The organism is Stutzerimonas kunmingensis, assembly GCF_032106285.1.
Taxonomy (GTDB): Bacteria; Pseudomonadota; Gammaproteobacteria; order Pseudomonadales; family Pseudomonadaceae; genus Stutzerimonas; species Stutzerimonas kunmingensis_B.
Window position 1 is genome coordinate 101,345 of sequence record NZ_DAMCPO010000005.1, and the last position, 21,437, is coordinate 122,781.

At 64.3% G+C, this 21,437-nt stretch carries 19 protein-coding genes; 8 read left to right on the top strand and 11 right to left on the bottom strand.

All coding sequences use genetic code 11. The features are described from left to right. Positions 1–117: 117 nt before the first annotated feature. The gene (locus tag RT582_RS05905) at positions 118–624 is read right to left on the bottom strand and encodes a GspH/FimT family pseudopilin (protein WP_020306547.1); all 507 of its coding nucleotides are present in this window, start codon (positions 622–624) and stop codon (positions 118–120) included. Between the two features lie 179 nt (positions 625–803). Here RT582_RS05905 and thiO point away from each other — a divergent pair, with 179 nt between their 5' ends. From thiO to speA, 3 genes are all read left to right on the top strand, one after another. Then, entirely contained in the window at positions 804–1,904 is a 1,101-nt protein-coding gene (gene thiO, locus RT582_RS05910; protein WP_125883272.1) for a glycine oxidase ThiO, read from the top strand. A gap of 147 nt (positions 1,905–2,051) precedes the next feature. Continuing rightward, entirely contained in the window at positions 2,052–2,423 is a 372-nt protein-coding gene (locus RT582_RS05915) for a translation initiation factor Sui1 (protein ID WP_014821433.1), read from the top strand. Between the two features lie 122 nt (positions 2,424–2,545). Further along, positions 2,546–4,459 (top strand): arginine decarboxylase, encoded by a 1,914-nt coding sequence (gene speA / locus RT582_RS05920; RefSeq protein ID WP_014821432.1) that lies wholly within the window; start codon positions 2,546–2,548, stop codon positions 4,457–4,459. Between the two features lie 15 nt (positions 4,460–4,474). Here speA and RT582_RS05925 read toward each other — a convergent pair whose 3' ends face one another. The 3 genes from RT582_RS05925 to RT582_RS05935 form a co-directional block, all read right to left on the bottom strand. Beyond that, positions 4,475–4,933 carry a DUF2214 family protein gene (locus RT582_RS05925; protein ID WP_014821431.1) on the bottom strand — a complete coding sequence of 153 codons (459 nt, stop codon included), beginning with the start codon at positions 4,931–4,933 and terminating at the stop codon, positions 4,475–4,477. Between the two features lie 2 nt (positions 4,934–4,935). Further along, positions 4,936–6,309 carry an MATE family efflux transporter gene (locus RT582_RS05930; protein WP_014821430.1) on the bottom strand — a complete coding sequence of 458 codons (1,374 nt, stop codon included), beginning with the start codon at positions 6,307–6,309 and terminating at the stop codon, positions 4,936–4,938. A 76-nt stretch (positions 6,310–6,385) separates the two neighbouring features. Next, the gene (locus tag RT582_RS05935; RefSeq protein WP_014821429.1) at positions 6,386–6,679 is read right to left on the bottom strand and encodes a hypothetical protein; all 294 of its coding nucleotides are present in this window, start codon (positions 6,677–6,679) and stop codon (positions 6,386–6,388) included. A 229-nt stretch (positions 6,680–6,908) separates the two neighbouring features. On the opposite strand from RT582_RS05935, the gene RT582_RS05940 reads away from it, so the two are divergent. Beyond that, entirely contained in the window at positions 6,909–7,841 is a 933-nt protein-coding gene (locus tag RT582_RS05940; RefSeq protein WP_014821428.1) for an SdiA-regulated domain-containing protein, read from the top strand. Positions 7,842–7,858: 17 nt separating this feature from the next. Here RT582_RS05940 and RT582_RS05945 read toward each other — a convergent pair whose 3' ends face one another. The 6 genes from RT582_RS05945 to cra all read right to left on the bottom strand — a co-directional run bounded on the left by RT582_RS05945 (position 7,859) and on the right by cra (position 11,754). Next, on the bottom strand, positions 7,859–8,308 hold the full coding sequence (locus RT582_RS05945) for a DMT family transporter (protein ID WP_003302186.1): 450 nt from the start codon (positions 8,306–8,308) through the stop codon (positions 7,859–7,861). An 85-nt stretch (positions 8,309–8,393) separates the two neighbouring features. Beyond that, the gene (locus RT582_RS05950; RefSeq protein ID WP_014821427.1) at positions 8,394–8,951 is read right to left on the bottom strand and encodes a DUF4136 domain-containing protein; all 558 of its coding nucleotides are present in this window, start codon (positions 8,949–8,951) and stop codon (positions 8,394–8,396) included. 72 nt (positions 8,952–9,023) lie between these two features. Beyond that, positions 9,024–9,626 (bottom strand): DUF4136 domain-containing protein, encoded by a 603-nt coding sequence (locus RT582_RS05955; protein WP_014821426.1) that lies wholly within the window; start codon positions 9,624–9,626, stop codon positions 9,024–9,026. Positions 9,627–9,644: 18 nt separating this feature from the next. After that, positions 9,645–10,394 carry a methyltransferase domain-containing protein gene (locus RT582_RS05960; protein WP_014821425.1) on the bottom strand — a complete coding sequence of 250 codons (750 nt, stop codon included), beginning with the start codon at positions 10,392–10,394 and terminating at the stop codon, positions 9,645–9,647. Continuing rightward, positions 10,391–10,696, bottom strand: a complete 306-nt coding sequence (locus tag RT582_RS05965; protein ID WP_014821424.1) for a nucleotide pyrophosphohydrolase — start codon at positions 10,694–10,696, stop codon at positions 10,391–10,393. Before RT582_RS05965 ends, RT582_RS05960 begins: the two co-directional genes overlap by 4 nt. Before the next feature lie 68 nt (positions 10,697–10,764). Next, entirely contained in the window at positions 10,765–11,754 is a 990-nt protein-coding gene (cra, locus tag RT582_RS05970; RefSeq protein ID WP_014821423.1) for a catabolite repressor/activator, read from the bottom strand. Between the two features lie 180 nt (positions 11,755–11,934). Between cra and ptsP the strand changes: the two genes are divergently transcribed. The 4 genes from ptsP to RT582_RS05990 all read left to right on the top strand — a co-directional run bounded on the left by ptsP (position 11,935) and on the right by RT582_RS05990 (position 20,032). Then, entirely contained in the window at positions 11,935–14,811 is a 2,877-nt protein-coding gene (gene ptsP, locus RT582_RS05975; RefSeq protein ID WP_014821422.1) for a phosphoenolpyruvate--protein phosphotransferase, read from the top strand. Beyond that, the gene (pfkB, locus tag RT582_RS05980) at positions 14,811–15,749 is read left to right on the top strand and encodes a 1-phosphofructokinase (protein ID WP_014821421.1); all 939 of its coding nucleotides are present in this window, start codon (positions 14,811–14,813) and stop codon (positions 15,747–15,749) included. The genes ptsP and pfkB overlap by 1 nt, the downstream gene beginning before the upstream one ends. A gap of 20 nt (positions 15,750–15,769) precedes the next feature. After that, complete coding sequence (locus tag RT582_RS05985) at positions 15,770–17,509, top strand: PTS fructose-like transporter subunit IIB (protein ID WP_014821420.1); 1,740 nt, start codon at positions 15,770–15,772, stop codon at positions 17,507–17,509. 129 nt (positions 17,510–17,638) lie between these two features. Then, positions 17,639–20,032, top strand: a complete 2,394-nt coding sequence (locus tag RT582_RS05990) for a membrane-bound PQQ-dependent dehydrogenase, glucose/quinate/shikimate family (RefSeq protein ID WP_014821419.1) — start codon at positions 17,639–17,641, stop codon at positions 20,030–20,032. Positions 20,033–20,955: 923 nt separating this feature from the next. Here RT582_RS05990 and RT582_RS05995 read toward each other — a convergent pair. After that, positions 20,956–21,363 carry an endonuclease domain-containing protein gene (locus RT582_RS05995; protein ID WP_313476931.1) on the bottom strand — a complete coding sequence of 136 codons (408 nt, stop codon included), beginning with the start codon at positions 21,361–21,363 and terminating at the stop codon, positions 20,956–20,958. Positions 21,364–21,437 lie beyond the last annotated feature (74 nt).

Consider the following 21,437-nt stretch of genomic DNA (forward strand, 5'->3'; position numbering starts at 1 on the left):
CGGTGCATTTGTCAGGATGACCGGCTGTCGGGACGATTATCGGGTTTATGAGATGGCTCCGGCGTGACTGGAGCCATGCTTTTAGGATGGGGGAAATGATGTTTTTATCATTCGAGATCAGGAGCGGCAGAGTGAGACCCTGCTTGCGTTATCTGCCGAAGTGCCCTGCTTCAGGCGGCCTTGTCGGCTAAGAATCAGTTGCCAGGCAACAGCCTGCCTGTGGCATTGATAGAAACGCCCATTGCTCAAAGGACTGGTACCGTTGGCATGGAAACGTATGCGTCTATCGCCGAAGCCGCTCCAGCGCAGCTCATCGGTGGCGGGTAGTTGAGTCACATCCAGTACTTCCTGGGTCGCCTCCACGACGGTCAGCCAACCCTTGCTCCAGTCGCTGCTGCAGTTGGTTGCATCGCTGCTACCGCAGAGTACGACCGTCTGACGATGCAGCACCGCTTTGGAGCGTGCTTTCTGAATGGCATCCTGCACTTGGGTGAGCAGCGCCTGTTGGCGGTTGTATGCAATGAGGTCTGCCAGTGCTGGCATGGCCATGGAACTGATGATTGCAATCAGCGAGATGGTGATCAGCAATTCAACAAGCGTAAAGCCTTGATCCTTGTTCGGCATGGTGCGGTTCCTTTGCACTTATCATGTGTCGCCATCCTGACGAATGAGCCTTTCGTTCTGCTGCGGTGACTGTTGGGCCTGTAATGAACGAAAGATTGGTTGTAGAGCAACGAGTCGACAAGTCAATACTGAATGCATGGATATGTGATCCAGCTGGCGAGGGGAATGTGGCGAGAGAGATGACGGTAGTGGTGGGCGGCGGAGTGATAGGCCTGCTGACGGCTTACAAGCTGGCTGCTGCAGGCACGTCGGTGACGTTGGTAGAGGCGTCCGGAACAGGCACCGAAGCCTCCTGGGCCGGCGGCGGGATCGTTTCGCCGCTTTATCCGTGGCGCTACAGTCCGGCGGTCACGGCGCTGGCGCATTGGTCGCAGGATTTCTATCCGCAGCTTGGCGAGCGGCTTCTGGAAGAGACGGGGGTGGACCCCGAGGTGCATGTCACCGGCCTTTACTGGCTGGATCTGCATGACGAGGCGGAGGCGCTGAGTTGGGCTGAGCGTTACGGCCGGCCGCTGACGTCGGTGTCGATGGAGACCGTGCGCCAGGCAGTGCCTTCGCTGGGTGAGGGTTACGAGCGCGCCGTCTACATGGACGGTGTTGCCAACATTCGCAATCCTCGTCTGTTGCGCGCCTTGCGCGAAGCGCTGCGGCAGCTGCCGAATGTGACTGTGATCGAGCAGTGCGCGGTCGAGGGTTTCCTCCGCGATGGTTCGCGTATCGTGGGCGTGCAGACAGCGCAGGGCGAGATGCGAGCGGATCAGGTTGTAGTGGCTGCTGGTGCCTGGAGCGCACAGCTGCTGGCGACGCTGGGGCTGGAGATTCCGGTCAAGCCGATGAAGGGGCAGATGATTCTATTCAAGTGCGCGGAGGACTTCCTGCCGAGCATGGTGCTGGCCAAACGGCGCTATGCGATTCCGCGGCGCGACGGCCATATCCTGGTCGGCAGCACGCTGGAAGATGTCGGCTTCGACAAGACGCCGACCGAAGACGCGCTGGAAAGCCTGAGGGCAACAGCGATCGAGCTGTTGCCCGCGCTGGCCGATGCGCAAGTGGTCAAGCACTGGGCAGGTCTGCGACCCGGTTCGCCGGACGGCGTGCCTTATATAGGGCAGGTGAGCGGTTTCGACGGGCTGTGGCTGAACTGCGGGCACTTCCGCAACGGGTTGGTGCTGGCGCCGGCGTCCTGTCAGCTGCTTGTCGATCTGATGCTTGAGCAGGCGCCGATCGTGGATCCATCGCCCTATGCACCGGCTGGGCGTATCGCCGATCAGAAGAGCTGATCGGCCCTTCGCGGTACTTCGGTTTCACGAGCAGTCCGGTTTCATATGCGTCGCCCGGACTCTGTTCTGCTACCAACTCGCATTGCTGGTAAATTAGCCGGCACTTCGGCTCTGCCAGGCAGAGCCAGATTGGCGAGTGAGGTTTGTGTGGCGAAGAAAACCACTTCCCTGGCCGGCCTGAGCGGGCTGGTCTATTCCACCGATGCCGGTCGGCATTGTCCCGAGTGCAGTCAACCGCTGGGCAGTTGCATCTGCAAACAGAGCGTTCTGCCCGAAGGCGACGGCATTGCGCGGGTGCGCCGTGAGAGCAAGGGGCGGGGCGGCAAGACGGTGACCACCATCAGTGGCGTTCCCTTGCCCGAGACCGAACTCAAGGAGCTCGCCAGCGCGCTGAAACGCCGCTGCGGCACGGGTGGTGCGCTGAAGGATGGCGTTATCGAGATTCAGGGCGATCACGTTCAGCTGCTGATCGACGAGCTGAGCAAACGTGGCTTCAAGGCCAAGAAGTCCGGTGGCTGAGCACCGCTGTTACACCTCCACCGATTTTCACCATTTTCCGCATATCGGCTGTCGAAGCCGCATAGCCTTCGCCGCGCGGTTCTGCTCGCTGCGAAACACTCAATTTCTTCCGGGAGGCCTTGATGCCTGTACGACGCACACGTAAAGACGACGGTAGCCAGTGGACCGCTGCCGACAGCCGCAGCATCTACGGTATCCGCCACTGGGGCGCTGGGTATTTCGCAATCAACGACCAGGGCAATGTCGAAGTGCGCCCTCAAGGGCCGAGCGGCGAGCCGATCGAGTTCAACGGCCTGATCGAGCAATTACGCGAGGCGGGGCTGTCGCTGCCGTTGCTGGTGCGTTTCCCCGGCATCCTGCAGGACCGCGTGCGGCGCCTGACCGGTGCCTTCGATGCCAACATCGAGCGCATGGAGTACGCCGGCAAGTACACCGCGTTGTACCCGATCAAGGTCAACCAGCAGGAAGCGGTGGTAGAGAACATCATTGCCACGCAGAACGTTTCCATCGGCCTGGAGGCGGGTTCCAAGCCGGAGCTGATGGCTGTGCTGGCGCTGGCGCCGAAGGGCGGCACCATCGTTTGCAATGGCTACAAGGACCGCGAGTTCATCCGCCTGGCACTGATGGGGCAGAAGCTCGGCCACAAGGTATTCATTGTCATCGAGAAGGAGTCCGAGGTCGGCCTGGTGATCGAGGAGGCCAACGAGCTCAAGCTGACGCCGCAGGTCGGCCTGCGTGTGCGCCTGTCGTCGCTGGCATCGTCGAAGTGGGCCGATACCGGTGGCGAGCGGTCGAAGTTCGGCCTGTCCGCGGCGCAGCTGCTCTCGGTGATCGAACGCTTCCGCGCCGCAGAAATGGACCAGGGCATTCGCTTGTTGCACTTCCACATGGGTTCGCAGATCGCCAATCTGGCCGACTACCGTCAGGGCTTCCGTGAGGCGATTCGTTACTACGCCGAGCTACGGGCGTTGAACCTGCCGGTGGATTACATCGATGTCGGCGGCGGTCTGGGGGTCGATTACGACGGTACCCACTCGCGCAATGCCAGCTCGATCAACTACGACATCGACGAATACGCCGGTACCGTGGTCGGCATGCTCAAGGAGTTCTGCGAGGCACAGGGCCTGCCGCACCCAAACATCTTCTCCGAAAGCGGGCGGGCGATGACCGCGCATCATGCGGTGCTGGTCATGCAGGTCACCGACGTCGAGCGGCACAACGATGAGCTGCCGGTGATCGACAACTACGACGAACTGCCGGAGATCGTGCAATCGCTGGCCGACCTGCTCGGACCGACCGACCCGGAAATGGTCACCGAGACCTACTGGCGCGCTACCCACTACATGAGCGAGTCCAGCGCGCAGTACGCCTCCGGCAAGCTGACGCTGGCGCAGAAGGCACTGGCCGAGCAGAGCTACTTCGCCATCTGTCGCCGCCTGTACAACCAGCTGAAGGCCCGCCAGCGCTCGCATCGGGCAGTGCTCGACGAGCTCAACGACAAGCTGGCGGACAAGTACATCTGCAATTTCTCGGTATTCCAGAGCCTTCCGGATACCTGGGCGATCGACCAGATCCTGCCGATCGTGCCGCTGCAGCGGCTGAGCGAGGAGCCGGTGCGGCGCGCTGTGCTGCAGGACCTGACCTGCGACTCGGATGGCAAGATCAAGCACTACGTCGACGAGCAGAGCATCGAAAGCAGCATGCCGGTGCACGAGGTCGCGCCTGGCGAGGAGTACTTCCTCGGCGTGTTCCTGGTCGGTGCCTATCAGGAGATTCTCGGCGACATGCACAACCTGTTCGGCGATACCGACTCGGTGAACGTCTATCAGCGTGAGGACGGCAGCTACTACCACGCCGGCATCGAGACCCACGACACCATCGAGGACATGCTGCGCTACGTGCACCTGTCGCCCGAGGAGCTGATGACCTATTACCGCGACAAGGTCGCCAGCGCCAAGCTGAGTGCCAAGGAGCGCACCCAGTACATCGACGCGTTACGTCTGGGGCTGACGCGCTCGTCCTATCTGACGCCTTGAGCCGCGAGCCCGGCGTCAGCCGGGCATTACGCCAAAGCCCCGTGCCATCAGCGACGCCAGCAAGGGGATCAGCAGGAGTAGCAGCAGCTCCAGGCGGATGGTCAGCTTGACCCACCTGGCGCTGCTGTCCGAGATGATCGGTGCCTGGCCTGCGGACAAGGCCGGGCGCCAGCGCAGGAACGTCAGGGTCGGATAGATGGAGAGCACCGCGACCACCACGAACATGCCGATCTTGGCGTGGAACAGGCTGTTCTTCAGGTAGTAGTCCAGGCCTTTGCCATAGAGGATGGCCCGGGCCGCTCCGCTGGCCAGTACCGCCGCCGCGGTGATACCGAAGGCGATGTCGATACGGAACAGGCTGCGCGCTCGCTCCAGCGTCAGCGGCTGACGGAACAGCTGGTGCTCCAGCAGCAGCAGGGCAAAGAGCAGGAATATCGCCAGAAAATGCAGGTAGGCGGCGATGGCGTAGGCCATGTTCAGTGTCCTTCGGAGTGTGTGGTGCTCGGCGCGCCCATGTTAAACCAGGCTCCGCGGCGCTGCAGGCGCTGAGCGAGCACGCCCAGGCAGACGCCGCGCATCAGCATGAAGCTCAGAAACGCCAGCCACAAGCCGTGATTGCCAAGCCCTTGCAGCAGCCAGCCCAGTGGCAGCGTCAGGCCTACCGCCAGGAGCATGCTGTTGCGCATCTCCCGCGCGCGGGTGGCGCCGATGAACAGCCCGTCAAGCAGATAGCTCCAGACCGCAATCAGCGGCAGGGTTGCCAGATAGGGCAGGTAGGTCAGCGCGGTCTGGCGTACCTCGGGAATGTCGGTCTGCAACTGGATGAACAGCTGGCCGCCAAGCAGGAAGAACAGGCCGAAGGCGACGCTGGCCAGCAACGACCAGCCCCCGGCGACCACCATCACTCGCTGCAGTGCGTCGCGGTTGCGGGCACCGATGGCATGCCCGGCCAAGGCTTCCACGGCATGAGCCAATCCATCGAGGGCGTGCGCGGTCAGCAGCAGGCCGTTGAGCAGCAGCGCGTTGGCGGCGACCGTCGCATCGCCTAGCCGCGTGCCCTGTATCGTCACCAGGAAAAACACCAGTTGCAGCGCCAGGGAGCGCAGGAAGATGTCGCGGTTGACCGCCATCAGCGGCCGCCAGCTCAACCAGCGGCGCAGCGCGCGGGTATCGATTCGACCGGGATAGCGGGCCAGCGCGTTGCGGGTGAGCGCCAGGCCGAGCAGCGCGCCGCTCCATTCGGCGATCACCGAGGCGCGTGCGGCGCCGGCCACGCCCCAGTCGAGGCCGAGTACGAACCACAGGTCCAGCGCCACGTTGATCAGATTGGTGGTCAGCAGGATGGCCAGTGGCGCGCGCGCATTCTGCGTGCCGAGGAACCAGCCGATCAGTGCATAGCTGGCCAGCGCCGCGGGCAGGCCGAACAGCCGCGTGTGGAAATAGTCACGGGTGAGTTCGTCCAGTTCGGCCGAGGGCTGCATGAGTTGCAGGGCTATGCCCTTCAGTGGGACGCCTATTACACCTAGCAATAGCGCGAAGCCCAGTGCCAGCAGCAACCCTTGCAGCAGTATCTGGCGCAAAGCAGCGCCGTCTTTGCGGCCGGCCGCCTGGGCGGCGAAGCCCGTCGTGCCCATGCGCAGAAAGCCCATCACCCACACCAGCAGCGTATACAGGCTACCGCCGACCGCCACTGCGCCCAGCTGATGCGCGTGCGGCAGATGGCCGATTACGCTGCTGTCCACCAGTGCGACCAGCGGAACGGAAAGGTTCGACAGGATCATCGGCGCCGCCAGCGCCCACACTTTGTTATGGGTCGGTGCGTGGCGCCAGGCGACGAGCAAGCTGGGCATTACGGGCCTCCGGGACGGCCCGGCACTATACGTGGCATGCAATGAAAGAGGGAAAGTCCGAGCTTTAGGCTGCGCGTCAGTGAATCAACCAGCTCAGCAGCCACAGCCCGAGGAACAGCCAGATCAGCCCGCCGATGATCGAGCCGCGAAAGAACGCGCGGACCGCCGCAACCAGCAACATCAGGCCGATCGCCAGTGCTACCAGGCTGATCAGCGAGCGGTCCATGCCCAGCGTACGCGACAACCCCTCGAGGAAATTGTGTCCGGCCCTGGCAAACAGGCCGAAGAAGTCGCCCAGCGCCTCGACGATGAAACGTATGACCGCGCCCAGCGCCTGTCCCAGCCATTCGAAGAATCCTTCTACCCGCATGTCTCACTCTCCTGAACGTTCGATTGCGGTGCCCAAGCACGGCTCTGGGCATTGGGCTCTCGAGTGCGCCCGAGAGTTCCGAACGGCCGCGCTGCGCTGGAACCACCAGGGCAGGAGGCGGTCGGAATGTCGCTGTGAGTCCTTAGCGCATCATGCGTTCCCGACCTTCATGCAACTGCAACAAGCGCCAGGCAGCCTGCCTACCATTCCCAGCACGAGAAGACCAACGATGCTGGCCATTGCCAGAGCGCGCCTGGAACGAATCAAGACACTGCGCCCCGCCTGGGCCTATGGCTGCGTCTTTTTCGGCCTGCTCTACGTTGTCACCGCCACTCATCTGGACGAGCGGCTGTTCTATACGCTGAAAACCACCTGGCATGAAAGCAGCTGGGAAAGGCACAGCCTCTGGCTACCCGAATACCGGGTGAAGATCGACGCGCTGCAGGTGGCCACAGTGGAAGACAATCTTTCCGGGTTGACCTATGACGAACGCCGCGATCATTTCTGGGGCGTCGTCAATAACCCCGAAGAGCTGCTGGCGCTGGACAAGGATGGCGGCTTCCTCGCGCGCTACCCGCTGCGCGGGTTCCAGGACGTAGAGGGCGTGACCTATCTGGGTGATGACCTGCTGGTGTTGACCGAGGAGCGTAAGCAGTCGCTGGTGATCGTGCAGGTTCCCAGGATTGCCGGTCCGCTGCAGCGTACCGATGCCCGCTCCATTACCCTGGCCCTAAACGACGCGGACAATACCGGTTTCGAGGGCGTCGGGTACGACCGCGCCGGTGATCGCCTGTTCGTGGTCAAGGAGCATTCACCGCGCAAGCTCTACGAGATCCAGGGCATCAAGCGCAGTCTGGCAGGTGGCATGGACATCAAGATCATCGACCGTGAGGCCTGGATCGAGAAGCTGGACATGGCCAGTGATCTGTCCTCGGTGCACTTCGACGAGCGTACCGGCCATCTGGTGCTGCTCAGCGACGAGGCGAAGATGATGCTGGAGCTCGATGCCGAGGGCGAGCTGGTCAGCTTCCGCTCGCTCTGGAGCGGGTTTGCCGGACTGGAGCGCAGCGTGCCGCAGGCCGAAGGGATGACCTTCGATGCACAGGGCAATCTATACCTGGTCAGCGAGCCCAACCTGTTCTACGCCTTCGAGCACGAGTGACGCCCGCCGCGCATCTGCTAGCCGCGCTGGATCAGCCAGACGCCGGCGAAGATCAGCAGCAGACCGGAGACTTTACCGAAGCTGATGCTGGACTGGCGAAAGCCGGCCCAGCCGAAGTGATCCAGCAGCAAGGCGACGAACAGCTGGCCGGCCAGCAATAGCGCCATAAACAGCAACGCTCCCGTGCGCGGTGCGGCGAAGGCGGCCGTGGCGATGAAAAAGGCCCCCAGCAGCCCACCACACCAGTGCCACCAGTGCAGGCCCTTCAGCGTCTGCAACGCCGGGATATCGCGCTGGACTGCCACGATGACGAACAGTGCCAGTGTGCCCACGGTGAACGAAAGCAGTGCCGCGCCCATCACGTTGCCGAGGTGACGCGCGACCTGGCCGTTGATTCCGGCTTGCAGGGGCAGCATCGCGCCGGCAATGAACGGAAGGGTGAGTAACCACCAGGCAACGGCAGGCATTTCGGATCTCCGGAATCAGGGCGCGACAGTATGGCGAGCCGGGATACGACTCGCCATAGCGGGACAGCGGTTCGCTGCGCTTGGCTCAGCGCGGCGGGTATTGCGACAGCACTCGTGTCACCAGCTCGCGCATTCTGCCGGCGCGTTGCTCGGGGGTGCCCTGGCGGTTGCTCAGGGTCTGCTCGGCGCTGCCGCGCCAGACCAGTTTGCCGTCAGCGGCGTCATACAGGTCGATCTGCAGCGTGCCGACCTGGTAGTCGATGGTGCGGGTGTCGGTGAACATCGGCCCACCCCAGTAGCCGTACCAGGGATTGCCCCAGGCGCCGGAGGTGGTCGCGTACTGCTGGGTACGCTGGTCGACGATGTACCAGGCCTGCACCTTGAGGTCCGCCGCTTTGCCGGCCGTGGCGGGACGCAGTCCCTGCTGATCGAGCTGTTCGGCGATCGCCGCGCGGATGCGTTGTTCGGTGAGGTCACTTTTGATTCGTGGATCATCAGGCCGATACTGCAGCGCCGGTTCCTGCCAGCCCCAGGCCCGATAGGCCGAGAAATCCCGCGTCGGATCGAAATCGCGCTGCACCTGGGGGCCCTGGCAGGCGGCTAGCGCGAAGAGCAGAGGTATCAGCAACAGGCAGCGCAACATGATCGTTCTCCGGGGGTGGAATCTGTTCAGTCTAGGCCTCGGCGCGGTGCTGAGTCTGCATCGCTGTCACGCTCAGCGCGGCGGGTAGTCCGCCAGCACCCGCTGCACCGCCTCGCGCAGCGCATCCTGCTGCTTGGCGCGGCTACCGCCGCTACGTGCTTCGGCGCGATTGCTCCAGATCGATTGGCCGGAAGCCGCGTCGAACATCTCGATACGCACCGAGAGCACCTCTTCCTCGTAGTTGCGCACGATGGGTACGCTCGTCCCCACGCCATAACCTGAGCCGTAGCCGCCACCGTAGCGGCCTACGCCGACATGCGGGCCGTAATCATCGTAAGTCTGCCGAATGCGGGTCTCCTTGCTGGCGCGGGCGCTGATCAACAGTTCGCCCTTGCGCTCGGCCTGCGCAGGGCGCAAGCCGAGTTGATCGAGCGCGCCGGCGACCATTTCCTGCAGCTCCTCGCCGGTGATCGACGCGGTGCCGGCCGGTGGTGCTTGCCAGCTCCAGTTCTGGTAGCTGGAAAAGTCCCTTGGCGCCGCCGGATAGATCGGTGACTGGATCTGCTCGATCGGTGGCGCCGGAGGAATCGGCGCGGATTCGTCGGTATAGGGGTTCTGGCTCTGGCAGGCTGCAAGGCCCAGGCAGAGCACCGGCAGCATGGCGCGGATCGACATCGGTACCTCCCGGTCGGCTCAGAGCGGCCGACACATCCAGTGCAGGTAGCGCCCGAGACCGGCAAATTGTGGATGGCGGCGGTAGGCCAGTTCCATCTCGATCAGTTCGGCAGGCTCGGTGCGGGCCTGGAAATCGGCGGGCATGTAGTCATGGAATACGCGCACGCCACTGGTTGTTTCGACCTGCCAGTGCGGTGCGAGTTGCGCCGCCAGCTCGCGTGGGTCCAGCGGCTGCTGAGGCGTCAGGCTCTGGCGCTCGCCGGCATAGGTCTGGCTGCGCAGTTTCTTGAAATGGCCCTTGAGCAGGTTGCGGTAGATCAGCGCGTCGCGGTTGTAGAAGGCCAGCGATAGCCAGCCATCGGCCGATGTTAGGCGATGCAGCGCCGGCAGGATCGCCTGGGGCTCGGCCAGCCATTCCAGCACCGCGTGGCAGATCACCAGATCGAAACGGCCCTCGACCTGGCTTTCGACTGTCTGCCAGGGCGCCTGAATGAAGGTTGCCTGCTGGCCGGCTGCGGCAAACTGTTTGCGCGCGCCTTCCAGCATCGGCTCTGCCGGTTCTGCCAGGGTCACATCATGGCCCTGCTGAGCCAGCCACAGACTCATGTGGCCGAGGCCGGCGCCGATATCCAGCACCCGCAGTGGCCGTTGCGGCAGGGCTTCCGTCAGGTCGGCCTGCAGCACGGCAAGGCGGATCGCGCCCTTGGCGCCGCCGTAGATCTTCTCGGCGAAGCGCGTCGCCAGCTCGTCGAAATGGCGATCGCTCATCGGGCGAACCGCCGCTCGTTGTCGGCCAGCTTGGTCAGCAGCGCCTGTTCCATGTCGATGCCCAGCTCGCTGCACATCAAGAGCAGGTACATGAGGATGTCGCCGACTTCCTGACCGGCATGCTCAAGTTTGTCGGCTGAGAGCTGGCGCGACTCGTCCTCGGTCTGCCACTGGAAGATTTCCACCAGCTCGGCCATTTCCACGCTGGCGGCCATGGCGAGATTCTTGGGGCTGTGAAAGCGCTGCCAGTCGTTCTGATCGCGGATGGCGTGCAGGCGTTGGGTGATCTGTTCGATGTTCATCTGGGAGGGTGGGCGTGTTCGAAAGACGACAAGCTTCCGCCAGCGCGGCAGCGCCCGCAAGGGGCGGATCAGAGACGCCGCACTTTCAGCTCACGCTCGATGGCGATCACGCCGGGACGGTAATCGCCCTGCTCGATGGCGCGGATTGCCTGTTCCAGGGTTTGCTCGGCGATCTGCTGGTGCTGCTGGGAAATCGCATTGACCCGGATCGGCAGGAAATCCAGCAACTGCGCGTCACCAAAGGTCGCCAGCCGCAGCTGCTCTGGCCACAGCAGGTTCCGCTCGCGCAGCGCATCGAAGACGCCTTCGAGCAAGACGTAGGCGGTGGTGATCAGCGCATCGGGCAGCGGGCCGCGCTCGAGCAGGGCGAGCATCTGTTCACGGCCGCACGCACGGCTGAACTGTTCGGCCTGCAGGATGCTGACCTGACCGCTGTGCTGCGACAGTGCCTGGCGAAAACCTTCCTCGCGCTGCTGGCTGATGGGCAATGCCGGGCGTGCGCTGATCAGGGCGATATGGGCGGCGGCCGGAACTGCCAGCGAGCGGGTGAGCAGGGCGGCCGCTTCGCAATCATCGCTGACCACCGAGCAGAAGTGCTCGGCGTCCAGCGCGCGGTCGAGGGCGATCACCGGCGTGCCAGCCGCCTGCACCTTGCGATAGCTCTGGTCGTCGGCCGGTAAGCAGCTGGCGACGATCAGCGCATCGCAGCGGCGCGAGCGCAGCAGCTGGATGACCTGGCGCTCGGTGTCCGGCTCGTCGTCGGTGCCGGCGATCAGCAGCTGGTAGCCGCGCTGCCGCGCGCGCTGCTCGAGCAGTTTGGCCAGACGCGCGTAGCTGGGGTTTTCCAGATCCGGAACGATGAAGCCGAGGGTGCGCGACTGCCCTCGACGCAGGCCAGCCGCCTGCTGGTCGAGCTGAAAGCCCTGCTGTTCGGCCACGGCCATCACCCGCTCGACCGTGGCCGCGCTGATACGGCGCTGCGCGGCCTTGCCATTGAGCACATAGCTGGCGGTGGTTACCGAAACGTTGGCGAGGCGGGCGATGTCGGTCAGTTTCAACAGAGGGTCCTGAGACGGGTGGTATGAACTCGGGCTTCTAGAATTACCCAATATTGCGTAATGTGCCAGTCTTAGGTGAAACGTTTCAGCAGTGTTTCGGTCTGAAGCGCCAGCCCAGGATTCGGGCAAAGCCGGCTTGACCGTCGGCCACAACAATCGCGAGCCCCGCAGGAGTTCTCCATGCTTGAGTTGAATGCACAGCACATCCACATGCATCAGGCCGCGGCGGACAAGCCAGCGGCGCTGGCCCTGCTGGGTGAAGTTCTGGTCGCCGACGGGCTGGTCGCGCCGGGTTATCTGGACGGGCTGCGTGCGCGTGAAGCGCAGGGCTCGACCTTTCTCGGTCAGGGCCTTGCGATTCCCCATGGCACGCCGGAAACCCGTGATCAGGTGTTCACCACCGGCGTGCGGCTGCTGCATTTTCCGGCCGGCGTCGACTGGGGCAACGGCCAGCTGGTGTATCTGGCCATCGGTATCGCTGCGCGTTCCGACGAACACCTGCGCCTGCTACAGCTGCTGACCCGAGCATTGGGTGAAGGCGATCTGAGCGAGGCGCTGCAGAAAGCCGAAAGCCCGGAAGCCATCATCGACCTGCTGCAGGGTGCGCCACAGGCGCTGGCGCTGGATGGCGAGCTGGTCTCGCTGGGTGTCGCTGCGGATGATTTCGACGAGCTGGCATGGCAGGGCGTCAAGCTGCTCAAGCGCGCGCAGTGCGTGGAGCCGGGTTTCAACGCCAGTCTGCCGCTTGGCCAGGCGCTGCCGCTGGGGGATGGCCTCTGGTGGCTGAGTAGCGAGCAGGCGGTGCAGCGTCCTGGTCTCGCCTTCGTCACGCCAGCTTCCCATCTCGAGCATCAGGGGCAGCCGCTCAATGGTCTTTTCGTGCTGGCCAGCCTGGGCGAAGCGCATCGGGCGATGCTCGAGCGCCTGTGCAATCTGCTGATCGAAGGCCGCGGGCAGGAGCTGAGCCAGGCGACGTCCAGTCGCACAGTGCTCGAAGCCCTGGGCGGCGAAGTGCCGGCAGACTGGCCGAGTGCCCAGGTGCCACTGGCTAACGCCCATGGCTTGCATGCCCGCCCGGCCAAGGTGCTGACCGAGGTCGCACAGGCCTTCGCCGGCGAGATCCGAGTGCGGCTGGCTGGTAGCCAGAGCGCGGGCGTGTCGGCCAAGAGCCTGAGCAAGCTGCTGGCGATGGGCTCGCATCGCGGCCAGGTGCTGGAGTTCATCGCCGAGCCCTCGATCGCCGACGATGCGTTGCCGGCGCTGGTCCGCGCGGTGGAAGAAGGGCTGGGCGAGGAAATCGAGCCGCTGCCGGCCGGCGGGGCGCCGGCGGAGCTGCGGGCCGTGCAACTGAATGAGGCAGCCCAGGACGTGCCCGTCTTGCGGGCCGGCGAGCAGGTCATCGGCATCGCCGCCGCGCCCGGCATCGCCATCGGTCCGGTCCTGGTACGCAAGCCGCAGGTGATCGACTACCCCAAGCGCGGCGAGTCTCCGGTGATCGAACTGCAGCGGCTGGATGCGGCGCTGGACAAGGTCCATGCGGAGATCGGCACGCTGATCAATGAGAGTCAGGTCGCCAGCATCCGCGACATCTTCACCACCCATCAGGCCATGCTGCGCGACCCGGCGCTGCGCGAGGAAGTTCAGGCGCGTCTGCAAAAAGGTTTGAGTGCCGAAGCCGCCTGGATGGAGGAAATCAAAATTGCGGCGCAGCAGCAGGAGGCCTTGCACGACAAGCTGCTGGCCGAGCGTGCCGCCGACCTGCGTGACGTGGGTCGCCGTGTGCTGGCCTGCCTGACTGGTGTGGAAGCCGATCAGGCCCCAGACGAGCCCTACATCCTGGTGATGGACGAAGTGGCGCCTTCGGACGTCGTCACGCTAAACGCCCAGCGCGTCGCAGGCATTCTTACCGCCGGCGGCGGCGCCACTTCGCACAGCGCCATCATCGCCCGCGCGCTGGGCATTCCGGCGATAGTCGGTGCTGGGCCGGGTGTGCTTGGGCTAGCGCCAAACACCTTGCTGCTGCTTGACGGCGAGCGCGGTGAACTGCTGGTTGCCCCAACCGATGCGCAGCTGGACCAGGCCCGCAACGAGCGCGCCACCCGCGAGGAGCGCAAGCGCCTGGCAAATGAGCGTCGCCTGGAGCCGGCCATCACCCGCGACGGCCATCCGGTAGAGATCGCTGCCAACATCGGCGCTGCCGGCGAAACCCTGGAAGCGGTGGCGATGGGCGCCGAAGGCATTGGCCTGCTGCGTACCGAGCTGGTGTTCATGAACCATTCCCAGGCGCCGGATCAGGCGACTCAGGAAGCCGAGTACCGCCGTGTGCTGGAAGCCCTCCAAGGGCGTCCGTTGGTGGTACGTACGCTGGATGTCGGCGGGGACAAGCCGCTGCCGTACTGGCCGATGCCCGCCGAGGAAAACCCCTTCCTCGGCGTGCGTGGCATTCGCCTGAGTTTGCAACGCCCGGACATCCTTGAAACCCAGCTGCGTGCCTTGCTCGCTTCGGCCGATGGCCGCCCGTTGCGGATCATGTTCCCCATGGTCGGCAATATCGACGAGTGGCGCACCGCCAAAGCCATGGTCGACCGCCTGCGCGTTGAGCTGCCGGTAGCTGACCTGCAGGTCGGCATCATGATCGAGATCCCCTCAGCAGCTTTGATCGCGCCGGTGCTGGCGCAGGAAGTCGACTTCTTCAGTATCGGCACCAACGACCTGACCCAGTACACGCTGGCAATCGACCGCGGCCATCCGACGCTCTCCGGTCAGGCCGACGGCTTGCATCCGGCGGTGTTGCGCCTGATCGGCATGACGGTCGAGGCCGCCCATGCCCACGGCAAGTGGGTCGGCGTTTGTGGCGAGCTGGCCGCTGATGCATTGGCGGTGCCGATGCTGGTGGGCCTGGGCGTGGACGAACTGAGCGTGTCGGCGCGCAGCATCGCCTTGGTGAAGGCGCGCGTTCGCGAGCTGGATTTCGCGGCCTGCCAGAGGCTGGCCCAGCAAGCCCTGATGCTGCCCGGCGCCCATGAAGTCCGCGCCTTCGTCGGGGAGCACTGCTGATGGCTCGTGTTCTCACTGTCACCCTTAACCCGGCCCTGGACCTAACCGTGCAGCTGCCCGCGCTGCGCCTGGGCGAAGTCAATCGCAGCGAAAGCCTGCAGGTGCATGCCGCCGGAAAGGGGCTCAACGTCGCGCAGGTGCTGGCCGACCTCGGTCATCAGCTGACCGTCACCGGCTTTCTCGGCGAGGGCAATCCGCAGGCCTTCGAGCAGTTGTTCGCAGCGCGTGGATTTGCCGACGAATTCGTCCGCGTGCCGGGCGATACCCGCAGCAACATCAAACTGGCCGAGGCGGACGGGCAGGTCACCGACATCAACGGCCCGGGGCTGAGGGTGAGCGAGGCGCACTGCACGGAGCTGCTGACGCGCCTCCAGCGGTTGGCGCCCGCTCATGACCTCGTGGTCGTCGCCGGCAGCTTGCCGCGTGGCATCGACAGCCAGTGGTTCGTCCAGCTCTTGCAGACGCTCAAGAGTCTCGGCGTGCGGGTGGCGCTGGACACCAGTGGTGCCGCGTTGCGTGACGGGCTGGCCGCCACGCCCTGGTTGATCAAGCCCAACGAGGAAGAGCTGGCGGAGGCCCGTGGCGTCGAACTCAACGAGTCGGCAGCGCTGACCGCCGAAGCGCGACGACTGCAAGCCGAAGGCATCGAGCACGTGGTTATTTCGCAGGGCGCCAATGGCGTCAGCTGGTTCTCGCCAGGCGCCACGCTGCATGCCAATCCGCCAAAGGTTCAAGTCGTCAGCACCGTGGGTGCCGGCGACTCGCTGCTTGCCGGGATGCTTCACGGCCTGCTGCAAGGCTGGCCGGCAGAGCGCACCCTCACACAGGCCACGGCCATCGCCGCGCAGGCGGTCGGGCAGGTTGGGCTCGGCATCACCGATACGGCTGAACTTGCGGAGCTTGAAGCTGCGGTGCGCCTGCAGTCGCTCAGCCAATAATTCGAACAAGAGGTGAAGGAATGAATCTTCTCATCGTCACGGCCTGCCCCAACGGAATGGTCACCAGCGTGCTGACTTCACGGCTGCTCGAAGCGGCTGCCCATCGTCTGGGCTGGTCGACCGCCGTGGAAGTCCACGATCCCAAGGCCATCGGCTCGCCGCTGACGCCCGCACAGATCACCAATGCCGATCTGGTGGTCGTGGTGAAAACCGGGCCGTTGTCATTGCAGCGCTTCGTTGGCAAACGCGTCGCGCAATCAACGCCATCCGAGGCGCTGCTTGATCCGGAAGCCTTCCTGCGCAGCGCGGCTGACACGGCAAGCGAGCTGCAGCAGGACGACGAAGCGGATGCCGCGCACACAAGCGGCAAGCCCAAACTTGTTGCCATCACCGCTTGCCCGACCGGCGTGGCGCACACCTTCATGGCGGCTGAAGCCCTGCAGCAGGCCGCGATCCGCAAGGGTTACGACCTGCAGGTTGAAACCCGCGGCTCGGTGGGGGCGCGCAACGTGCTGGAAGCGGACGCCATCGCCGCGGCCGACGTGGTGGTGCTTGCCGCCGATATCGAAGTGGATGTCGCCCGCTTTGCCGGCAAACGCGTGTTTCGCTGCGGCACTGGCGTGGCCCTCAAGCAACCCGATGCGACCCTGGATCGCGCGCTGGAAGAAGGCGCTGTGCTAGCCGGAGGCGCCACAGCCAATACCGGCGGCGGCGAACAGAAGGGCGAAAAGACCGGTGTCTACAAGCACCTGCTGACCGGCGTGTCCTACATGCTGCCGATGGTGGTGGCGGGCGGTTTGCTGATCGCGCTGTCGTTCGTATTTGGCATCGAAGCGTTCAAGGAGGAGGGCACGCTGGCCGCCGCGCTGATGAAGATCGGTGGCGAAACGGCCTTCCAGTTGATGGTGCCGCTGCTGGCGGGATATATCGCCTATTCCATCGCGGATCGCCCGGGGCTTGCGCCGGGCATGATCGGCGGCTTGCTGGCCGGCACCCTCGGTGCGGGCTTCATTGGCGGGATAATCGCGGGCTTTGTGGCGGGCTACGCGGCCAAGGCAGTGAGCCGCTGGATTCCGTTGCCGGCCAGTATCGAATCGCTCAAGCCAATCCTGATCATTCCGTTGCTGGCGAGCCTGGTAACCGGTCTGGTGATGATTTACGTGGTCGGCACGCCGGTGGCGAAGATGCTCGCCGGGCTCACCGAATTCCTCGACACCATGGGCACCTCCAACGCCATCCTGCTCGGGCTGCTGCTCGGCACCATGATGTGCGTCGACCTCGGCGGACCAGTGAACAAGGCCGCTTATGCCTTCTCCGTCGGGCTGCTCGCGTCCCAGAGTTACGCGCCGATGGCCGCCACTATGGCGGCGGGGATGGTGCCGCCAATCGGCATGGGCATCGCCACGCTGATCGCCCGACGCAAGTTCGCGCAGACCGAGCGTGAAGCCGGCAAGGCCGCGCTGGTGCTGGGCTGCTGCTTCATTTCCGAAGGCGCGATTCCGTTCGCTGCGAAAGACCCGTTGCGGGTGATTCCGGCCAGCATCGTCGGTGGTGCGCTGACCGGCGCGCTGTCCATGGCCTTCGGCGCAAAGCTGCTGGCGCCCCATGGCGGGCTGTTCGTGCTGCTGATCCCCAACGCCATCAATCACGCGCTGTTGTATCTGGCTGCAATCCTCGCCGGCAGCTTGGTAACTGGGGTGATCTACGCAGTAATCAAGCGGCCTGAAACGCAGCCGCTCAGCGTCGGGGCAATGGCGTAAGCGGTCGCCAAACGGCTGAACTAAAGCCCTGCCCATCGTATCCACTAAAAGCTGGCGAGACTTTGTGTCAGAAAGTTTCGCCAGCTTTTTGCTTTTTGCTTTGAAGATGAATCGGCTGGAGAGCGTTGCATGAGTATCGATTACGGGCCGCGGCCCATGCGCATCACCCTGACCGCCGTGGCGGTTCTGCTGCTGGGGGCGCTGATGGCGGTCGGTGGCGGCTACCTCGCGATGCTGGGTGGCTCCTGGTATTACCTGCTGGCCGGTATCGGGCTGCTGGGCGTAGCCGGGCTGTTGTTCGCTCGGCGCCGCGCCGCGATCTGGCTCTACGCGGTGCTGCTGCTGGCGACGTTGGCGTGGACGCTGTACGAAGTCAGCTTCGACTGGTGGCAGCTAGCGCCGCGCATCGACCTCTGGTGCATCCTCGGGCTCTGGCTGATCCTGCCGTTCGTCAATCGTTACGTGGGCGATCGGCTGGTCTGGCGTGATGGCGCCAGTGGGCTGCTCGGCTTGGGGCTGCTGGCCGGCGCGCTGATCGCGGGGTACTCGCTGACCCAGGATTACCACTCGATCACCGGCGAATTCAGCGATACGCAGATGCAAGGCTTGAACCCCGACGGGCAGGCCGGCAGGGTTGCCGGCGAATGGAAAGCCTACGGCGGCTCCGACCGCGGCGATCGTTACTCGACGGCCGATCTGATCACGCCGGACAACGTCGGCAAGTTGAAAAAGGCCTGGGAGTTCCACACCGGTGACCTTTCCGGCGAGGGTGACCCCGGCGAGATCACCTATCAGGTGACGCCGTTGAAGGTTGGCGACAATCTGTTCATCTGCACGCCGCACAGCATTGCCATCGCTGTCGATGCCGACAGCGGTGAGGAGCGCTGGCGCTTCGACCCGAGCATCAACCGCGATGCCGAGTACTACCAGCACATGACCTGCCGTGGCCTGGCCTTCCATGACGCCAACGCCTACGGGCCCGCAGCGACGGCACCGTCCGACCAGCCCGTAGCGCGTTGCGCGCGGAGGCTGTTTTTGCCGACCAACGACGGCACTCTGGTCGCGCTGGATGTCGAGGACGGCAAGCCCTGCGAGGACTTCGGCAATGCCGGCGTGGTGGATCTGAAGGCTGGACTCGGTGAGGACGCTTTGGGCGTTTACCTGCCGACTTCACCACCGGTGGTGACCGAGAAGCTGGTCATCGTCGGCGGCTCGATCACCGACAACGGCGCGGTGGATTCACCCGGCGGCGTGATTCGCGCCTACGACGTGCGCAGCGGCGAGCTGGTATGGAATTTCGACCCGGGTAACCCGGACGCCACAGAGCCCTTGCCACCCGGCGAAACCTACGTGCGCAGCACGCCAAACTCCTGGACCATCGCCACTGCCGACGAGTCGCTGGGGCTGGTCTACATCCCCACCGGCAACCAGACCCCGGACCAGTGGGCGCAGCCGCGCACGCCGGAGTCCGAGCGTTTCACCGACACGCTGGTGGCGCTGGACCTGGCGACCGGCCAGGTGCGCTGGGAATTCCAGACCGTGCACCATGACCTCTGGGACCGCGACCTGCCATCGCAGCCGACGCTGGTGGATATCGAAGGCCCGCAAGGTCAGGTGCCGGCCATCATCCAGCCGACCAAGCGTGGCGATCTGTACATCCTCGACCGCCGTACCGGCGAGCCGATCGTGCCGGTGGAAGAGATGCCCGTGCCCCAAGGCACTGACTACGGCGAGTTCACCGCGCCGACCCAACCCGCATCGGCCGTCAGCTACGCACCGCAAGAGCCGCTGCGCGAGCGCGACATGTGGGGCGGTACGCCGCTGGATCAGATGATGTGCCGCATCCAGTTCCGCAAGCTGCGTTACGAGGGCGACTTCACGCCGCCGTCGGAGCAGGGCTCGCTGATCTATCCGGGTAACGTGGGTACCTTCAACTGGCCATCGGTGGCGGTCGATCCGAGCCGACAGCTGTTGTTCGGTGCGCCGAATTACCTGGCCTTCATCTCGACTATGGTCAAGCGCAGCGAGGTTGACCCCGATGAACGTACCGGCGGCGGCGAGACCGGCCTGCAGCCCAATCTGGGGGCGCCGTACATGGTGCGGCTGGAGCCGTTCATGTCGGTGCTCGGCCTGCCGTGCCAGACGCCGCCATGGGGATTCGTCACCGCGCTGGACCTGCGCAGCATGAAGAAGGTCTGGATGCACAAGAACGGCACCAGCCGCGACAGTGCGCCCTTGGGCATTCCCTTCCCGGTGGGTACGCCAGCACTGGGCGGGCCGATCGTCACCGCCGGCGGAGTGGCCTTTATGAGCGGAACGCTGGATTACTATCTGCGCGCCTACGATCTGCAGAACGGCAAGGAATTGTGGAAGGGCCGCCTGCCTGCCGGTGGCCAGGCGACTCCGATGACCTACGTGTCCGAGAAGACCGGCAAGCAGTACGTGGTGCAGATGGCCGGCGGGCATGGCTCGTTCGGCACCAAGCTGGGGGATTCCTTGATCGCGTGGACCCTTGAGGAGTAGGTGAGGCGGGGGCAGGTGGCGACGTCGACTGCAGCGCTCGACATAGCCACCAGCCCCTCACCCTAGCCCTCTCCCCGGAGGGGAGAGGGGACTTGACCGGGTTGGGTTGCCGATCCGGTGCAGGGCGAAACGCATGATGTGCCCGCTAGTTGCGGATGTTCGGTGGCTTCAATCAGGCCCTCTCTCGTCGTTGTGGAGAGGATTGGGTGGGCGGTCTTCGAGCCAGGCCGGCATGGCTTGCTCGGTACCAATCTGGGCGGTTTATTGATCGCGTGGTCCCTTGAGGAGTAGGTGAAACGGGCTGTGTGGGTTTTAGTTGCGACGCTAGTCGTGGCCGCCAGCCCCTCACCCTAGCCCTCTCCCCGAAGGGGAGAGGGGACTAGACCGCGCGGTTTTTCGTTCCGGGTGTAGGGCGATGCGCTTTAATGCGTGTCGGGCCGATCACAAAGGGTTCGGTGGCTTCATTCAGGCCCCCTCTCCCCTTTGGGGAGATGGTTGGGGCGCGGGCCTCGATCCGGTGCAAGATTTCAGTCAGGACTCGGATTCAGGCCGGTGTATCGGTAATGCGCGGATTGGGTGCTGGGGTGAGAGCGTGCTGGTGTTTGTTGCAACTGCCTGATGGGCACAGCCCGCGCTCACTCCCCTCGCTTACTCTGCGCGGTCTGCATGAGCACAAGTGATCCGGCTTCCTCAATCCAGCTCCCTCTTCCCCGTTGGGGAGAGGGTTGGGGTGAGGGGCGCGGGCCTCGATTCGGTGCGAGCTTTCAGTCAGGACTCGGATTCAGTCCGGTGTATCGGTAATGCGGAGATTGGGTGCTGGGGTGAGAGCGTGCTGGTGGTGGTTGCAACTGCTTGATGGACACAGCCCACGCTCACTCCCCTCGCTTGCTCTGCGCGGCATGAGCACAAGTGATCCGGCTGCCTCAATCCAGCTCCCTCTCCCCCTTGGGGAGAGGGTTGGGGTGAGGGGCGCGGGTCTCAATCCAGCTCAAGATTTCAGTCAGAACACCCTCTAGATTCCGTATCACATCCAGATTGCTGAAGCGTAGAACCTCCATCCCGTGGTGCTGCAGGTAGGCCGTGCGCAAACGGTCTTTCGCCAGGCCAGCTTTGTCGAAGTGCTGACCGCCATCGAGTTCAACTACAAGTCGCAATTCTGCACAGTAGAAATCCAGGACATAGGGCGGGCACGGATGCTGTCGGCGAAATTTGAATCCGGCTAAGCCGCGATTGCGCAACTGGCGCCACAGCAGGCGCTCGCAATCGGTGAGTTGGTATCGCAGGTGTCTGGCGAACTGGCGTTGTTCGGGGGAGGCGCGTTCGGTGGGCATACACGGTCCTTGTGAAAAGGCAGCCACTCGCTTCCATGCGAGAGCGCATCTAAATGAGCGCAGCGGCAGTAATG

Bases quoted from the DNA above. Each gene is read 5' to 3' on its own strand.
- RT582_RS05905 (WP_020306547.1), bottom strand. From the start codon at position 624: ATGCCGAACAAGGATCAAGGCTTTACGCTTGTTGAATTGCTGATCACC.
- thiO (WP_125883272.1), top strand. From the start codon at position 804: ATGACGGTAGTGGTGGGCGGCGGAGTGATAGGCCTGCTGACGGCTTAC.
- speA (WP_014821432.1), top strand. From the start codon at position 2,546: ATGCCTGTACGACGCACACGTAAAGACGACGGTAGCCAGTGGACCGCT.
- RT582_RS05925 (WP_014821431.1), bottom strand. From the start codon at position 4,933: ATGGCCTACGCCATCGCCGCCTACCTGCATTTTCTGGCGATATTCCTG.
- RT582_RS05930 (WP_014821430.1), bottom strand. From the start codon at position 6,309: ATGCCCAGCTTGCTCGTCGCCTGGCGCCACGCACCGACCCATAACAAA.
- RT582_RS05935 (WP_014821429.1), bottom strand. From the start codon at position 6,679: ATGCGGGTAGAAGGATTCTTCGAATGGCTGGGACAGGCGCTGGGCGCG.
- RT582_RS05940 (WP_014821428.1), top strand. From the start codon at position 6,909: ATGCTGGCCATTGCCAGAGCGCGCCTGGAACGAATCAAGACACTGCGC.
- RT582_RS05945 (WP_003302186.1), bottom strand. From the start codon at position 8,308: ATGCCTGCCGTTGCCTGGTGGTTACTCACCCTTCCGTTCATTGCCGGC.
- RT582_RS05950 (WP_014821427.1), bottom strand. From the start codon at position 8,951: ATGTTGCGCTGCCTGTTGCTGATACCTCTGCTCTTCGCGCTAGCCGCC.
- RT582_RS05955 (WP_014821426.1), bottom strand. From the start codon at position 9,626: ATGTCGATCCGCGCCATGCTGCCGGTGCTCTGCCTGGGCCTTGCAGCC.
- RT582_RS05960 (WP_014821425.1), bottom strand. From the start codon at position 10,394: ATGAGCGATCGCCATTTCGACGAGCTGGCGACGCGCTTCGCCGAGAAG.
- RT582_RS05965 (WP_014821424.1), bottom strand. From the start codon at position 10,696: ATGAACATCGAACAGATCACCCAACGCCTGCACGCCATCCGCGATCAG.
- ptsP (WP_014821422.1), top strand. From the start codon at position 11,935: ATGCTTGAGTTGAATGCACAGCACATCCACATGCATCAGGCCGCGGCG.
- pfkB (WP_014821421.1), top strand. From the start codon at position 14,811: ATGGCTCGTGTTCTCACTGTCACCCTTAACCCGGCCCTGGACCTAACC.
- RT582_RS05985 (WP_014821420.1), top strand. From the start codon at position 15,770: ATGAATCTTCTCATCGTCACGGCCTGCCCCAACGGAATGGTCACCAGC.
- RT582_RS05990 (WP_014821419.1), top strand. From the start codon at position 17,639: ATGAGTATCGATTACGGGCCGCGGCCCATGCGCATCACCCTGACCGCC.
- RT582_RS05995 (WP_313476931.1), bottom strand. From the start codon at position 21,363: ATGCCCACCGAACGCGCCTCCCCCGAACAACGCCAGTTCGCCAGACAC.